Annotated in this window: 13 protein-coding genes; 9 read left to right on the forward strand and 4 right to left on the reverse strand. The window is 58.4% G+C overall.

The genetic code is table 11. The features are described from left to right. Positions 1-138: 138 nt before the first annotated feature. The 3 genes from secA (at position 139) to NIT7645_RS14580 (ending at position 5,445) form a co-directional block, all read left to right on the forward strand. The gene (gene secA / locus NIT7645_RS14570; protein ID WP_046211485.1) at positions 139-2,838 is read left to right on the forward strand and encodes a preprotein translocase subunit SecA; all 2,700 of its coding nucleotides are present in this window, start codon (positions 139-141) and stop codon (positions 2,836-2,838) included. A 138-nt stretch (positions 2,839-2,976) separates the two neighbouring features. Further along, positions 2,977-3,864 (forward strand): hypothetical protein, encoded by an 888-nt coding sequence (locus NIT7645_RS14575; RefSeq protein WP_050687375.1) that lies wholly within the window; start codon positions 2,977-2,979, stop codon positions 3,862-3,864. Positions 3,865-3,888: 24 nt separating this feature from the next. After that, positions 3,889-5,445, forward strand: coding sequence for a substrate-binding domain-containing protein (locus NIT7645_RS14580; protein WP_050687377.1), 1,557 nt, complete (start codon positions 3,889-3,891; stop codon positions 5,443-5,445). A 1-nt stretch (position 5,446) separates the two neighbouring features. Here the strand turns inward: NIT7645_RS14580 and radC are convergent, their stop codons facing one another. The 3 genes from radC to dnaK all read right to left on the reverse strand — a co-directional run bounded on the left by radC (position 5,447) and on the right by dnaK (position 9,485). Beyond that, positions 5,447-6,202: a RadC family protein gene (gene radC, locus NIT7645_RS14585; RefSeq protein WP_050687380.1), complete on the reverse strand. Its 756-nt coding sequence runs from the start codon at positions 6,200-6,202 to the stop codon at positions 5,447-5,449. A 130-nt stretch (positions 6,203-6,332) separates the two neighbouring features. After that, positions 6,333-7,490, reverse strand: a complete 1,158-nt coding sequence (gene dnaJ, locus NIT7645_RS14590; RefSeq protein WP_008561697.1) for a molecular chaperone DnaJ — start codon at positions 7,488-7,490, stop codon at positions 6,333-6,335. Positions 7,491-7,565: 75 nt separating this feature from the next. Beyond that, positions 7,566-9,485, reverse strand: a complete 1,920-nt coding sequence (gene dnaK, locus NIT7645_RS14595; protein WP_008563286.1) for a molecular chaperone DnaK — start codon at positions 9,483-9,485, stop codon at positions 7,566-7,568. Positions 9,486-9,696: 211 nt separating this feature from the next. Between dnaK and NIT7645_RS14600 the strand changes: the two genes are divergently transcribed. Continuing rightward, entirely contained in the window at positions 9,697-10,299 is a 603-nt protein-coding gene (locus NIT7645_RS14600) for an alpha-ketoglutarate-dependent dioxygenase AlkB family protein (protein ID WP_008561028.1), read from the forward strand. A gap of 10 nt (positions 10,300-10,309) precedes the next feature. Here the strand turns inward: NIT7645_RS14600 and NIT7645_RS14605 are convergent, their stop codons facing one another. Continuing rightward, the gene (locus NIT7645_RS14605; protein WP_008560083.1) at positions 10,310-11,131 is read right to left on the reverse strand and encodes an ABC transporter permease; all 822 of its coding nucleotides are present in this window, start codon (positions 11,129-11,131) and stop codon (positions 10,310-10,312) included. A 145-nt stretch (positions 11,132-11,276) separates the two neighbouring features. On the opposite strand from NIT7645_RS14605, the gene cysQ reads away from it, so the two are divergent. The 5 genes from cysQ to NIT7645_RS14630 all read left to right on the forward strand — a co-directional run bounded on the left by cysQ (position 11,277) and on the right by NIT7645_RS14630 (position 16,088). Continuing rightward, the gene (gene cysQ / locus NIT7645_RS14610; RefSeq protein WP_008558714.1) at positions 11,277-12,074 is read left to right on the forward strand and encodes a 3'(2'),5'-bisphosphate nucleotidase CysQ; all 798 of its coding nucleotides are present in this window, start codon (positions 11,277-11,279) and stop codon (positions 12,072-12,074) included. Beyond that, positions 12,074-12,874, forward strand: coding sequence for a 3-deoxy-manno-octulosonate cytidylyltransferase family protein (locus NIT7645_RS14615; RefSeq protein WP_008561601.1), 801 nt, complete (start codon positions 12,074-12,076; stop codon positions 12,872-12,874). Before cysQ ends, NIT7645_RS14615 begins: the two co-directional genes overlap by 1 nt. A 185-nt stretch (positions 12,875-13,059) precedes the next feature. Next, positions 13,060-13,953, forward strand: coding sequence for a UTP--glucose-1-phosphate uridylyltransferase GalU (gene galU / locus NIT7645_RS14620; RefSeq protein WP_046211492.1), 894 nt, complete (start codon positions 13,060-13,062; stop codon positions 13,951-13,953). A 91-nt stretch (positions 13,954-14,044) separates the two neighbouring features. Continuing rightward, the gene (gene galE / locus NIT7645_RS14625; RefSeq protein WP_050687382.1) at positions 14,045-15,028 is read left to right on the forward strand and encodes a UDP-glucose 4-epimerase GalE; all 984 of its coding nucleotides are present in this window, start codon (positions 14,045-14,047) and stop codon (positions 15,026-15,028) included. 1 nt (position 15,029) lies between these two features. Further along, on the forward strand, positions 15,030-16,088 hold the full coding sequence (locus NIT7645_RS14630) for a glycosyltransferase family 2 protein (protein ID WP_050687384.1): 1,059 nt from the start codon (positions 15,030-15,032) through the stop codon (positions 16,086-16,088). The last annotated feature ends 39 nt before the right edge of the window (positions 16,089-16,127 follow it).

Genomic DNA, 16,127 nt, shown 5'->3' on the forward strand with positions numbered 1-16,127 from the left:
GTTGACACTGTATTTGCGGGCCCTTACATCCCATGAGGCCTTTGGCAGGACCGCTGTTCCATCATTGTTTATGGGTTGCGGGCGGGGCGGGCAAGCCTGCCGACGCCAGGGGCCAGTGATAGGACGGTTGGAGAAGACATGCTGGGTATCGGAACACTCGCCAAAAAGGTTTTCGGCACGCCGAATGACCGCAAGATCAAGGCGACACGGCCGCTGATCGCACAGATCAACGCGCTGGAGCCCGAGTTCGAGAAGCTCAGCGATGAAGGGCTGATTGAAAAGACCGAGGAGCTGCGCAAGCGCGCCCTGGACGGCACCAGTCTTGACGACCTCCTGCCAGAAGCCTTTGCCAACGTGCGCGAAGCCGCCAAAAGGGCGCTGGGTCTGCGGGCGTTCGACACCCAGTTGATGGGCGGCGTGTTCCTGCATCAGGGCAATATCTCAGAGATGAAGACCGGTGAGGGCAAGACCCTTGTTGCGACCTTCCCGGCGTATCTCAACGCGCTGACGGGCAAAGGTGTGCACGTGGTGACGGTGAACGAATACCTGGCCAAGCGCGACAGCGAGTGGATGGGCAAGGTGTTTGCGCAGCTGGGGATGACCACCGGTGTCATCTGGTCCGGTCAGCCGGATGCAGAAAAGATGGCCGCTTATCAGAGCGACGTCACCTATGCGACGAACAACGAACTGGGCTTTGACTATCTGCGCGACAACATGAAGCCGTCGTTGGACCAGGTGTTCCAGAAGCAGCACAACTTTGCGATCGTGGATGAGGTCGACTCTATCCTGATCGACGAGGCGCGTACGCCGCTGATCATTTCTGGCCCTGCCGAAGACCGGTCCGATCTCTATGTGACCATCGACAAACTGATCCCGTCGCTGAGCGAAGAACACTACGAGATTGATGAAAAGACCCGCGGTGTGACCTTCACCGAAGAGGGCAACGAATTCCTTGAACAGCAACTGATTGCTCATGATCTGCTGGAAGAGGGCGCATCCCTTTACGATCCGGAAAGCACCACAGTCGTTCACCACGTGAACCAGGCGCTGCGGGCGCACAAGCTGTTCCAGCGCGACAAGGATTATATCGTCCGCGATGGCGACGTTGTGCTGATCGACGAATTTACCGGCCGTATGATGGCGGGCCGTCGTTTGTCCGAAGGCCTGCATCAGGCGATCGAGGCCAAGGAAGAGGTAAAGATCCAGCCGGAAAACACCACGCTGGCTTCGGTGACCTTCCAGAACTACTTCCGCCTTTATGACAAACTGTCGGGCATGACCGGCACCGCGATGACCGAAGCAGAGGAATTTGCTGAAATCTACGGTCTTGGCGTTGTCGAAGTTCCGACAAACCGCCCCATCGCCCGGAAAGACGAGGACGATCAGGTCTATCGTACCGCGATGGAAAAATACCAGGCGATGATCAACGAGACCAAGAAGGCTCATGAAAAGGGTCAGCCGGTTCTCCTTGGCACCACCTCGATCGAGAAATCCGAACTCCTGAGCCAGCTTCTTGAGAAGGAAGGCATCAAGCACAACGTGCTGAACGCCCGCCATCACGAGCAGGAAGCACAGATCGTTGCAGATGCCGGGCGTCTTGGCGCAGTCACCATCGCAACCAACATGGCGGGCCGTGGTACCGACATCAAACTGGGCGGCAACGTTGAGTTCAAAGTGCTTGAAGCGATCGCTCAGGAACCTGATGGCGACCACGCAGCCATCCGGGCCCGCATCGAAGAGGCGCATGCCGCTGATGAAGAAGCCGTGAAACAGGCAGGTGGTCTGTTCGTCATGGCGTCTGAGCGTCACGAAAGCCGTCGCATCGACAACCAGCTGCGCGGTCGTTCCGGTCGTCAGGGGGATCCGGGCCGCACCGTTTTCTACCTCAGCCTTGAGGATGATCTGATGCGGATCTTCGGCTCTGAGCGGCTCGACAAACTGCTGTCGACCCTTGGCATGAAGGAAGGCGAGGCGATCATCCACCCCTGGGTGAACAAGTCGCTGGAACGTGCACAGGCGAAGGTCGAAGGCCGAAACTTTGACATGCGTAAGAACGTGCTGAAGTTCGACGATGTGATGAATGACCAGCGCAAGGTGATCTTTAATCAGCGCCGCGAAATCATGGCGGCTGAAGATCTGTCCGAAATCGTCGCTGACATGCGTCACGAGGTGATCGACGATCTGCTTGACGTCCATATGCCTGCAAAGACCTATGCAGATCAGTGGGACAGCGAAGGTTTGCAGCAGCAGGTTCGCGAGAAACTGGGAATGGACCTGCCTGTTGTCGAATGGACCGCCGAGGAAGGCGTCGACGACGAACAGATCCGCGAGCGGCTGGTCGATGCCTCTGATGCGATGATGGCAGAAAAGGCCGAGGCCTTTGGCCCCGAAACCATGCGCAACATCGAAAAGCAGGTGCTGCTGCAAACCATCGACAGCAAATGGCGCGAACATCTTCTGACATTGGAACATCTGCGTTCGGTCGTGGGGTTCCGTGGGTACGCGCAGCGTGACCCGTTGAACGAATACAAAAACGAGAGCTTCCAGCTGTTTGAAAACATGCTCGACTCGCTGCGCGAGACAGTGACTCAGCAGCTCGCTCTGGTGCGTCCGATCAGCGAGGAAGAGCAGCGCCAAATGCTGATGCAGATGGCTGCGCAGCAGGCGGAGATGCAGAAAGCTGCTGCTGGTGCAACTGCTGCTGCCGCACCTGTCGAGGAACCTGCTCCCGGCTTCGTGGAAGACGATCCATCGACCTGGGGGAACCCGTCGCGCAACGACAAATGCCCCTGCGGTTCTGGCAAAAAGTTCAAGCATTGCCACGGAAGCCACGCATAAGCTGCGGATTTCATAGATGAGCCTGACCAAACCGGTGAAAAATGCACGGTTTTGCCAGATTCTCAGCAAGGGGCGGCCATCAATTGGCCGCCTTTTTGCGTCAGGTTTCATTAACCTTTTCTGGGTGAGGAGCCTGAGATGATCAACAAACGCACGGCAATGATGGGCGCAGCTACCCTGTGCAGCGCGCTTGCGATTGGTCTTTTCATGCAAAAGACCGCAGAGCACCCCCAGCGCGGCGCATCTGCGTCAGCCGCTGTTTCTGTGGCAGCTGATGATGCCCCCCTAGAGATCGAAGCGATCAGCCTGACGGCCGCAACGCCGGATACAACCGTTCCCGAGCCCGCGCGCCAGGATCCGGCTGCGCCCTGCGATATGTCCGTCGAAGCGATCGCCACGCCAATGGCGGAAGTGCGGTTGACGGTCCTGTCCCTGTGCCGCCCCGAAGAGCGGCTGACGATTCACCACAACGGAATGATGTTCTCCACCCGGCTTGATGCGACGGGCGCGCTGACAGTGCAGGTTCCTGCGTTGTCTGAAACAGCGGTCTTTGTCGTCGAGCCGCAAAATGGACGAGGGGCGGTTGCCACAGCGTCGGTGCCTGACTTGGATCTGGTGAACCGCGTCGTATTGCAGTGGGGCGGCAACAGCGGATTTGAGCTGCACGCACGCGAATTTGGTGCCGCTTACGGGTCGGCAGGCCACGTTTGGCGCGGGTCTGATCTCACGTCGGGGCGTGGGTCAGTTGTGCAGCTGGGCGATGAAGATCAACTCGCCCCGCGACTTGCCGAGGTCTACAGCGTGCCGCGTCTCGGTGGTTCCAAGACGGGTGCAATTGATCTGACGGTTGAGACCGAAGTGACGGCGATCAATTGTGGGCGTGATATCTCGGCGCAGACGCTTGAGCTGCGTGATGGGACGTTGCGAACCCGTGACCTGACGCTGGCGATGCCGGATTGTGCGGCGACTGGCGATTTTCTTGTGTTGAATAATCTGCTGGAAACCCTGAAAATCGCGGGAAATTAATCTGCGGCTTTTTCAGGACTAATCATGGCTTTGTTTCGTGTGGCGATCTGCGCCGCACTTCTTCTTGTCACCGGAACCTTGGCGCTCCGGGCGCAGGATGTGACACTCTCCTCTCCCGATGGCACTGTCGAAATCACCGGAAATATCCTGGGGTTTGACGGGGAGTACTACCGTGTCGATACCAAGTTCGGAGAGCTGACTGTCGACGGGTCTGGCGTGACTTGTGAGGGGCCGGGGTGCCCGAGTCTGTCCGACTACGTGGCTGAGGTGGCTTTGTCCGGCTCTTCAACAATGGCCGAGGTTCTGTTGCCGGCCCTGATCGAAGGCTTTGCCTTGCGCAATGGGTTCCAGACCCGTCGTGATTCTCTGCCGGACGAGAACTTTGATTACGTTCTGCTGCGCGAGAACGGCCGGACCGCCGCACGTTTCAGCTTTTTCGTGAGCAATACGGATGAGGGTTTTGCCGATCTTCTCGCAAATGAGGCAGATATCGTCATGGCCCTGCGAGAAATACGCCCCGAAGAACGCGCTCGTGCGCGGGACGCGGGCATGGGGGATATGACAGGCCCACAGCGAAGCCGTGTTCTGGCGCTGGATGCCCTTGTGCCTGTCGTTGCGCCCTCCAACCCTGTTCAATCGATTTCGGTTCAGGATTTGGCGCAGGTCCTGACCGGAGAATTGGACAATTGGACCAGTCTTGGTGGGCCGGATGCGCCGATCTCGTTGCATTTGCCTGTGGCCGGGTCAGGGTTGGCGCAGGCGATTGACGATGGGCTGGCTGAACCCGATGTCGAACGTCTGGGCAGCCGTCTTCGTCGCCACGACCGTGGCAGCACGTTGGTGCGTGTTGTCGCCACCGATCCCTTTGCCATTGGACTGGCCAGCTTTGCAGAGACATCGACAGCGCGTGTCCTGACGCTTCAGGGGACTTGCGGGTTTTCCCTGCGCGCCAATCGCCGCTCGATCAAGACGGAAGACTATCCGCTGACTGCGCCGATGTTTCTCTATCTTCCGTCGCGCCGTCTGCCAAAAGTGGCGCGGGATTTCCTGTCTTATGTACGCGGGCCCGGGGCGCAGATCGTGATTCGCAGGGCGGGTTTTGTCGATCAGGCGCCAGAGCGGATTTCGATGAATGCACAAGGTGACCGTCTGGCCAATGCGATTGCAGCAGCGGGAACCGAGGTTCCGCTGGAAGAGCTGCAGCGCTTGGTCAACCGATTGGCAGGGCTGCAACGCCTGACCACCTCTTTCCGGTTTGAACCGGGATCCACCCGTCCCGACGCACAGTCTCGCAGCAATATCCAGCAGCTGGCGCGTGCGTTGGAGGCTGGTGCCTACGATGCGAGAGAGCTTTTGTTCGTGGGGTTTTCCGATGGGGATGGTGGTGCCGCAGCCAATCAAAGCATCGCCATGAAGCGGGCCGAAGCCGTGCGCGATGCTGTAATTGCGGCAGCGGAGACGGCCAATATCGACCGGACAGAGATCGCAGTTGAAGCTTTTGGTGAAGCTCTGCCGATGGCCTGTGATGACCAGCGCTGGGGCCGACAGGTTAATCGCCGGGTCGAGGTCTGGGTCCGCTAGCTCAGAGGTACCCGGAAGAGCGAAAGCTCAGCTCGCTGGATTTCCCGATGATGAGATGATCATGCAGCGTGATCCCCAAGGCATCCAGCGCCTGCAGGATACGGTCGGTCATCGCAATGTCGCTTGCCGAGGGGCTTGGATCTCCTGATGGATGATTGTGCACCAGAATGAGCGCGGACGCGTTGAGTTCCAGCGCTCGTTTCGCGATCTCGCGGGGGTAGACAGGCACGTGGTCGACCGTCCCCTTTGCCTGTTCTTCGTCCGCGATGAGGCAGTTTTTGCGGTCCAGAAACAACACACGAAACTGTTCGGTCTCGCGATGGGCCATCACCGTATGGCAATAGTCCAGCAAGGCGTCCCAAGATGACAGAACATGGCGTTGCATCACCTTGGCACGGGCCATCCGATGGGCGGCGGCCTCCAGCACCTTGAGATCGGTAATGACCGCCTCTCCGATACCAGGAACTTGCGCCAGCCGCTCTGGTGGGGCGGTGATGACCCTGTTGAAGTCACCGAACCGATCCAACAACATCCGGGCAATGGGTTTGACGTCCCGGCGCGGGATGGAGCGGAACAGGATCAGTTCCAAGAGTTCATAGTCCGGAACTGCGGTTGCCCCACCATCCATGAAGCGTTGCCGGAGACGGGCGCGATGATCGCGGATGTAAGAGGGTTGTTTTCCCCGCTCAGCTGCCTTCGCTGAGCCTTGGGGGAACAGCGGCAGCGAAACCTCCTCAAATGCGGGATTTTTTGCCATGATCCATGCTCCGCCATCATGGTTGACAGAAACTTAATCGACGCGCGGCTCTACTTGTTCAGCGCGTAAAACCTACGAAAAAAGCGCCCCGATCTGGGGCGCTTTCTCGTTTCTGTCGATCTGAGCAGGATCAGCCTTTCATCCCGTCCCAGAAGCTTTTGACCGAAGAAAAGAAGCTTCGGCTTTCCGGGTTGGTGTTGTCCTCTGACAGCTCCTCGAATTCGCGCAAGATCTCTTTCTGGCGCGATGTAAGGTTGACGGGCGTCTCTACGGCCAGCTCGATGAACATGTCGCCGGTTGCACCGCCGCGCAGGGCTGGCATGCCCTTGCCACGCAGACGCATCTGGCGGCCTGACTGGCTGCCCTCGGGGATTTGAACGCGACCGCGCCCACCGTCGATTGTCGGCACCTCGATGGCTCCGCCCAGTGCAGCTTTGGCCATCGACACAGGCACACGGCAGTAGAGGTTGTTGCCGTCACGCTCAAACAGGTCGTGCGCTGCCACTTCCACAAAGATGTAGAGATCACCCGGAGGACCGCCGCGCATGCCTGCTTCGCCTTCGCCTGCGAGACGAATGCGGGTGCCGGTTTCCACACCTGCCGGGATGTTCACAGAAAGAGACCGCTCTTTCTCAACGCGGCCGTGTCCCTGGCAGGATTTACATGGGTTCTTGATGATCTGGCCGAGACCAGAACACGTCGGACAGGTGCGTTCGACGGTAAAGAAGCCCTGCTGCGCGCGCACCTTGCCCATGCCAGAGCAGGTTGGGCATGTCGTCGGCTCTACGCCACCCTCTGCACCGGTGCCCTCACAGGAGCCACAGGCCACTGCGGTGGGCACGTTGATGGTTTTGTGGAGGCCCGAGAATGCCTCTTCCAGGTTGATCCGCAGATTGTATCGCAGATCAGATCCACGCGCGGCGCGTTGACGGCCACCGGCCCCGCCGCGACCGCCCATGAAGTCGCCGAACAGGTCGTCGAATACATCGGAGAAGGCCGAGGAGAAATCTCCACCGCCAAAGCCCTGACCGCCACCCGGACGTTGCCCCCCGCCCATGCCGTTTTCAAAGGCGGCATGACCGTAGCGGTCGTAGGCTGCTTTTTTCTCTGGGTCTTTCAGGACGTCGTAGGCCTCATTGGCCTCTTTAAACTGCGCCTCTGCGTCCGGATTGTCGGAGTTCCGGTCGGGGTGCAGTTCTTTGGCCTTCTTGCGAAAGCCCTTTTTGATTTCGTCGGCGGACGCCCCTTTGGCCACCCCGAGAATGTCGTAATAATCACGTTTGGACATCGGAATACCCCTCTTGCCGCAACGAAAGCGGGCCGGCCCGGAGTACGGACCGGCCCGCTTTGGCCAAATCAGACCTTAACGCTTGTTGTCGTCCAGGTCTTCGAATTCGGCATCGACAATGTCATCGTCACCGGGGCCCGCCGAGTCGTCAGCAGCAGCAGGTTCATCTGCGGCTTCTTCCTGGCTTGCCTTGTAGATCGCCTCACCCAGCTTCATGGCTGCTTCGGTCACGTTCTGAACACCGGCTTTGATCTTCTCGGCGTTGGACTTCTCGTTTTCTAGATCGTCTTTCAGCGCTGCGATCGCCAGTTCAATTGCCTCGATGGTGGTCGGGTCAACCTTGTCGCCATGCTCTTCCATCGATTTCTCGGTGGAGTGGATCAGGCTTTCGGCCTGGTTCTTGGCTTCGATCAGCTCGCGACGTTCCTTGTCCGCCTCGGCGTTGTCCTCGGCGTCCTTGACCATCTTTTCGATGTCCTCGTCGGACAGACCGCCAGATGCCTGGATGGTGATGTTCTGTTCTTTGCCAGTCGCCTTGTCCTTGGCGCCAACGGACACGATGCCGTTTGCGTCAATGTCGAAGGTCACTTCGATCTGCGGCATGCCGCGCGGTGCGGGCGGGATGTCTTCAAGGTTGAACTGGCCGAGCATCTTGTTGTCTGCGGCCATCTCACGCTCACCCTGGAACACACGAATGGTCACGGCATTCTGGTTGTCTTCCGCGGTCGAGAACACCTGCGACTTCTTGGTCGGGATGGTGGTGTTGCGGTCGATCAGACGGGTGAAGACACCGCCCAGAGTTTCGATGCCGAGAGACAGCGGGGTAACGTCCAGAAGAACAACGTCCTTCACGTCGCCCTGCAGAACGCCGGCCTGAATGGCCGCGCCCATGGCAACAACCTCATCCGGGTTCACACCCTTGTGCGGCTCTTTACCGAAGAACTTGGTGACCTCTTCGATGACTTTCGGCATGCGGGTCATACCGCCAACCAGAACGACTTCGTCCACGTCGGATGCGGAGAGGCCAGCGTCTTTCAGAGCGGCAGCGCAAGGCTTCAGCGAGTTCTTGATCAGATCACCCACCAGGCTTTCCAGCTTGGCACGGGTCAGTTTCATGACCATGTGCAGCGGCTGGCCAGAGGACGGATCCATCGAGATGAACGGCTGGTTGATCTCGGTCTGGCTGGAGGAGGACAGCTCGATCTTGGCTTTCTCGGCAGCTTCTTTCAGACGCTGCAGGGCCATCTTGTCTTTGGTCAGATCGACGCCGTGCTCTTTTTTGAACTCGTCCGCCAGGTAGGAGACGATGCGCATGTCAAAGTCTTCACCACCCAGGAAGGTGTCACCGTTGGTGGATTTCACCTCAAACAGGCCATCGTCGATTTCCAGGATGGTCACGTCGAAGGTACCGCCGCCAAGGTCATAGACCGCGATGGTTTGGGTGTTTTCCTTGTCCAGACCGTAGGCCAGAGCAGCCGCGGTCGGTTCGTTGATGATGCGCAGCACTTCCAGACCGGCGATTTTACCGGCGTCTTTGGTCGCCTGACGCTGAGCGTCGTTGAAGTAGGCAGGCACGGTGATAACCGCCTGGGTTACTTCTTCGCCGAGATAGGATTCGGCGGTCTCTTTCATTTTGCCCAGGATGAACGCGGAGATCTGCGACGGGGAGTATTTCTCACCCTTCGCTTCGACCCATGCGTCACCGTTGCCGCCATTTACCACGGCGAAGGGCAGGTTTTTCTTGTCTTTGGCCAGGTCCGCGTCGTCGAACCGGCGGCCGATCAGGCGCTTTACACCGAAGACGGTGTTGTCGGGGTTGGTGACAGCCTGGCGTTTTGCCGGCTGACCTACCAGACGCTCTTCGTCGGTGAAGGCCACGATGGAGGGGGTGGTACGTGCGCCCTCGGCGTTTTCGATAACGCGGGGCTGCGAGCCGTCCATGATGGCAACACAGGAGTTTGTGGTGCCGAGGTCGATGCCGATAACTTTGCTCATTTTCGATCCCTTATTTTCTATCAAGGCGATTACCCGAGGCCTGAACCCATTTTGGCATTCGGGCCCCGATTCATTTGCGGTTCGGTCTGCACTTCACCGCTTCCCGGCGTATATAGGGAGCAGAAAAGGCCCCTGCAACCGCCTGATCGCGTCCTGTTTCGCGAATTGCTGCGCTTTTTGGCAGGGGATTGGTTAAGAACGGACTAAAGCCATGACCAAGCTGCGGTTGCGCGGGTTTGAACTGCAAAAGCCCTATCTGGACGGAGCTGCACAGCAACAGCTGATTGAATGCCTGCGTCCGGTTCTGCGCGCTGCGCCATTGTTCTCGCCTGAAGTGCCGGGGGGTGGAAAGATGTCGGTCCGGATGACCTCCGCAGGGGCGTTTGGCTGGATCAGTGACCAAGACGGTTATCGCTACGAAGACCGTCACCCTTCAGGACGGACCTGGCCCGAGATTCCGCAGGAGATCCTGAAAATCTGGTCTGACGTGACCGGATTGGAGCGTGAACCGGATTGCTGTCTCATCAACTATTACGGAGAGGGCGCACGGATGGGGCTGCATCAGGACAAAGATGAAGCCGATTTTTCCTTTCCGGTGGTGTCGATCTCTCTGGGTGATGACGGGCTATTGCGGATCGGTAATCAAAGCCGGGGTGGCAAGACCGATACGGTTTGGCTCAACTCAGGTGACGTGGTGCTGATGGGCGGTGAGGCGCGGCTCACTTATCATGGGGTCGATCGGATCCGGTTCAAATCTTCCCGGCTGTTGCCGAAGGGGGGGCGCATCAATCTGACCTTGCGGGTGGTCACGTAAAGGCAGGCTATCAGCGTTTTGCGTTCCAGCTGATCGAGGCACGGCGACGGGTGTAGAATTCCCCCATCAGGCCAAGCATGATAAGCACTAGGGCAACCCATGCGGCATATTCCCAGTTGCTGTAGTGGGGGTTGTAGTTGATGAACACGAACCCCCGTGCCTGATCGATGCAGTGAAACAGGGGATTCCAGTCAAACATGGCCAGCATGAAGCTGGGCAATGTATTGGCCAGAAACATCTTGCCCGATGCGATCATGTTGGCACGCTGGTAGATCGTCGAGATGATGCCGACAATGCCGGGTGCCCAGGGTTTCATCACCAGCAGCACGAGGCCCACGGCAGCGCCCGTGATCCAGGACAACAGCACCATGCCAAAGGCCGCGATAGGTTGTTCTATCTCGATCGGGGTAAAGGCCACATGGTAAACAAACAGGATAATCACGAGCGACATGATCTGAATGTAAAGCGATCCAAGCGCCGCAGAGAGAATCGCCACGATGGTATTCATCGGCGCATGTTGCATCATCGGACTGCTTGGCCCCTCGGCTCCGGCGACGGCGCCCACCGCCTTGGCGTGGGTGAGGAACAGGAAAATGCCAGACATCACGTAGAGCAGAAAATCACCCCGGATGGCCGAGCCGCGCATGCCGAGAATCGCAAACATCGCATAGAAAACCAGCACGAACATCACAGCCTGCATCAGGTTCAGGCCCAAGGCGATAAAGGCGTTGTTGTGTTTTGATCGCACGCTGCGCCCAACCGAATGGTAGACGACCTCGCTCATCGCGAGAAAGCCGCCGAACCGGGATCTGTGAAGGCGCTGTTGGAACATGTTTGCTGCTTTGCCGGGCCTGCTTCGGTGAAACTCTGCTTACTGATCTTATCGTTATCACGGAAATCTTGCTGTTCCGTTGTCGCCCGATCATAAGGGGGGCAACAGCTGTAATCAACTAAACCCATATGGGGGGAGATCTTTCGTGACCTATGATGACCTTATTCCGGTGATGCGTCGCCTGGCGATCGAAGCCGGTGCCAAGATCATGGAGATCTACAACTCGGACGAGTTCGAGGTTAAGGTCAAATCCGACGAAAGCCCCGTCACCGAAGCCGATGAGGCCGCAGACGCCTTGATCTCTGCCGGTCTGCGCGCGGCATTTCCCGATGTCATGCTGGTGACCGAAGAGCAGGCCGACTCTCACAGCACGTCTGGGGACACTTTCCTGATTGTTGACCCGCTGGACGGCACCAAGGAATTCATCCACCGTCGGGGCGATTTTACCGTCAATATCGCGCTGGTGGAAAAAGGTGTGCCGACCCGTGGTGTGGTCTATGCACCCGCGCGCGAGCGGATGTTCTTTACCCTCGCGGATGGCTCGGCGGTTGAGGAAACCGGCGCGTTTGATCCGGATACAATTGGCGAGACCAAGGCGATCCGCGTGGCAGACAGCGACAACAGCGCCCTGATGGTGGTTGCGTCAAAGTCCCATCGGGATCAGGCAACGGATGATTACATCAACAAATATGCCGTGAAAGACAGCAAAAGCGCGGGATCGTCGCTCAAGTTCTGTCTGGTCGCCACCGGTGAGGCAGATCTCTACCCGCGGGTTGGCCGCACGATGGAGTGGGACACAGCTGCCGGTCATGCCGTTCTTGGCGGTGCAGGCGGCAAAGTTGTGCGTTTTGACGACCACAGCCCGCTCACCTATGGCAAAGACGGCTATGCCAACCCGTTCTTCATCGCCTATGCCCCCGGTGTGGAGTTGAAAAAAGCCTGATGTCTGTCCTGATCGTTATTCCCGCCCGCTACGCTTCGACCCGGTATCCCGGCAAACCGCTTGTTTCGCTGACCGGCGCTGATGGTGACAGTCTGACGCTGATCGAACGATCCTGGCGTGCGGCGATGGCTGTCACTGGTGTCGACCGTGTTGTCGTTGCGACGGATGACGACCGGATCCGCACCGCAGCGGAAGGGTTCGGCGCTGAGGTGGTCATGACCTCTGAAAGCTGCGCGAACGGTACAGAACGCTGTGCAGAGGCCCTGGCGAACCTGGGGGGCGGCTATGATATCGTGGTCAACCTGCAGGGGGATGCTCCGTTGACGCCGCATTGGTTTGTCGAAGATCTGGTCAATGGTCTGCGAGGTGCCCCGGACAAGGGGCTGGCCACGCCGGTTCTGCGCTGTGAGGGCGCAATGCTGAACAGCCTTCTTGCTGACCGCAAAGCAGGCCGGGTTGGGGGAACGACAGCAGTCTTTGGTCGCGACAACAATGCGCTGTATTTCTCCAAGGAGGTGGTTCCATTCACCTCAGCGACGTATGGCGATGACGAGCCGACACCTGTGTTTCACCATGTGGGCGTCTATGCCTATCGCCCTGACGCGCTGGCAGCTTATCCCGGCTGGCCGGTTGGCCCATTGGAAACGCTGGAAGGTCTGGAGCAGCTTCGTTTCCTGGAAAACGGCCGCAAGATTCTCTGCGTAGAAGTCGAAGCGAAAGGGCGGGAATTCTGGGAGCTGAACAACCCCGAAGATGTCCCGGTGATTGAGGCGATGATGCGGAAGATGGGCCACAAATAAGCCAAAAGCCGCAATTAATATACAAAAGAGCAGCGTTAGAACCAAACGAACCATGTCCGAGGCGTTGACGACACGCGGGTATATTCGGTTGACTGATCTCAACACAGATTTGTCACGGTAGTTGGTTCTAAAGGGCGGCGGTTTCGATCGCGCAGCCTAAAAACAGATAAAGAGAGTGGTGCACTATGCGTAGAAAAGTAACGAAGGCGATTTTTCCTGTAGCGGGCCTTGGCACGCGGTTTCTCCCCGCGACGAAATCGGTCCCCAAGGAAATCATGACGCTGGTTGACCGTCCGCTGGTGCAATACGCGATCGACGAGGCCCGTGAGGCCGGTATCAAGGAGTTCATCTTTGTCACGTCCCGCGGCAAGGGTGCGCTGGAGGATTACTTTGACCACTCGCCGATCCTGGAGCAGGAGCTGCGTCGCAAAGGCAAGGATGATCTGCTTGAGATCCTGAAAGGCACGAACATGGATTCGGGCGCGATTGCCTATATCCGTCAGCATCAGGCGCTTGGTCTGGGTCACGCTGTCTGGTGTGCGCGACGCCTGATCGCAAACGAGCCCTTCGCCGTGATCCTGCCGGATGACGTCATTGCGGCTGAAACGCCCTGCCTGAAACAGATGGTCGAAGCCTACGAGGAAACGGGTGGCAACATGGTCGCCGCGATGGAAGTCCCGCCCGAGAAGACGTCCTCTTATGGTGTGCTTGATGTCAAAGAGGACATGGGTTCTGTGGTTTCCGTGAACGGTATGGTCGAAAAGCCCAATGCGGACGAGGCGCCCTCCAATCTGGCTGTTATCGGTCGCTACATTCTGGCGCCATCGGTGCTGCGCAATCTGAACAAGAAAAAGCAGGGCGCGGGTGGAGAGATCCAGCTGACGGATGCTATTGCCGAGGACATCGCTGCGGATGTGCCGGTTTACGGTTATCGTTTCCGCGGTCAGCGTTTTGACTGTGGCTCCAAGGCTGGCTTCCTTCAGGCGACGGTTGCCTTTGCCCTTGCTCGGGACGAGCTGCGGGACGATCTGATGAACTACATCACGGAGATCGCGCAGGTCAGCAAAGCCGCGCAGTAATCAGGTCTTCGCGCTGCGGCGCTGCTGATGTAGAAACGTGATGAACAGGCCGGGCAGATGTGTCCGGCCTTTTGAGCAGGAAGAGATAGTTTTGACACATATTCTGGTAACTGGCGGTGCGGGTTATATCGGCTCCCATGCTTGCAAGGCTCTGCGCGCGGCTGGCTTTGTCCCGGTCACATACGACAACCTCGTCACCGGTTGGGAGGATGCAGTCAAATTCGGCCCCTTCGAGAAGGGCGATTTGAATGATCGTGCGCGTCTGGACGAAGTTTTTGCGACCTACGAACCAGTTGCCGTCATGCATTTCGCTGCGCTCAGTCAGGTGGGCGAAGCAATGAGCGAGCCGGGTCGTTACTGGTCGAACAACGTCGGTGGATCCCTGACACTGATCGAAGCCGCAGTCGCGGCGGGCTGCCTTGATTTCGTGTTCTCTTCGACCTGCGCGACCTACGGTGAACATGACAACGTTGTGCTGGATGAAAGCACACCGCAACATCCGCTGAACGCATATGGCGCGTCCAAGCGCGCGGTTGAGGATATCCTGCGCGATTTTGGGGCCTCTCACGGGCTGCGTTCGGTGATCTTCCGCTATTTCAACGTTGCGGGTGCCGATCCTGAAGCAGAGGTTGGCGAGTTCCACCGCCCTGAAACCCACCTTGTTCCGTTGGTGCTGGATGCAATCGACGGAAAACGCGATGCGCTGACGATCTTTGGCACGGACTATGATACGCCGGACGGTACATGTGTGCGGGACTATGTACATGTCTGTGATCTGGTTGATGCGCATGTTCTGGGGCTCAAGTGGTTGCAGGACGGCAAAGACAGTCAAGTTTTCAATCTGGGGACGGGCACAGGGTTTTCCGTGCGCGAAGTGATGGACAAGGCCGCAGAAGTGACCGGCAAGCCTGTTCCTCATACCGTTGGCCCACGCCGTGGTGGGGATTGCACCAAACTGGTTTCCGGTTCTGTTCGTGCGGCGACAATCCTTGGCTGGACACCTTCGCGTTCCGATCTGGAGACCATGATTGCGGACGCATGGCGCTGGCATAAGGCCGGCAACTACGAGCGCTAGGATGGTCGGGCCGTCGCCTGTACGGTCCCATGTCTCTGGTCTGCCGCCGATTTCCTTGGTGGCGGCCTACCGGCTGCGCTGGCAGCGGCGGCGGTTGCTGTGGCGGTCATTTCGTGCGCGGCGCGACTTGCTGCAGGTCGTTGACAGAACCCACGACCTGCAGCCCGAGGCGATCCTTGCAATCACCGTGTTGCGCAACGAAATCACCCGGCTGCCCCATTTCTTGTCGTTCTACCGCGCGTTGGGCATCGATCATTTCCTGATGGTCGACAACAACAGCGATGATGGCAGCGCCGAGTTCTTGGCTGCGCAGTCTGATGTCTCTCTCTGGCAGACCGGGGCGAGCTATCGCGCGGCACGGTTCGGGCTGGATTGGGCGGGCTGGCTACAGATCCGCTTTGGTCATGGCCGCTGGTGTCTCAGTGTTGATGCTGACGAACTGTTGGTGTTTCGCGGCGACACAAAGCATGGGCTGCGTGGATTGACCCGCCTTCTTGATCAGCAGGGCAAGCAGGGGTTTGGCGCATTGATGCTGGATCTATTTCCCAAAGGGGCGCTCGCGGATGTGGCCCATGACCCGGCTGATGACCCGCGCCAGACGTTGCCATGGTTCGATCCCGGCCCCTATCGAGCAAAGCGGCAGAGGCCACGCGGGAATCTCTGGGTTCAGGGTGGGATACGTGAGCGGGTGTTTTTTGCCCAAGATCCTCGCCGGTCGCCCACGCTGAACAAGGTGCCATTGATCAAGTGGAACCGGCGGTTTGCCTACACCAACTCTACCCATGCGGCGCTGCCACGACGCCTGAACAGTCTGTATGACGGGCCGGGTGGGACAATGGCATCCGGGGCTCTTCTGCACACAAAATTCCTGCCCGAAGTGGTGCATAAATCCCGGATTGAAAAACAGCGCCGCGAGCATTTTCACCAGCCTGAGCTGTTTGACGAATACTATGACAAGATCGTCACCTCTCCGGTTCTCTGGCACGAAGGGGCGGTTCGCTATGACGGGCCGGAGCAGCTGGAGCGTTTGGGCCTGATACGATCACCTGAGTGGATATGAAAAGGAGCGCCTGATCAGGCGCTCCTTTGGCTCGAATTC

This window comes from Phaeobacter italicus (assembly GCF_001258055.1).
In the GTDB taxonomy this organism is placed as follows: domain Bacteria; phylum Pseudomonadota; class Alphaproteobacteria; order Rhodobacterales; family Rhodobacteraceae; genus Phaeobacter; species Phaeobacter italicus.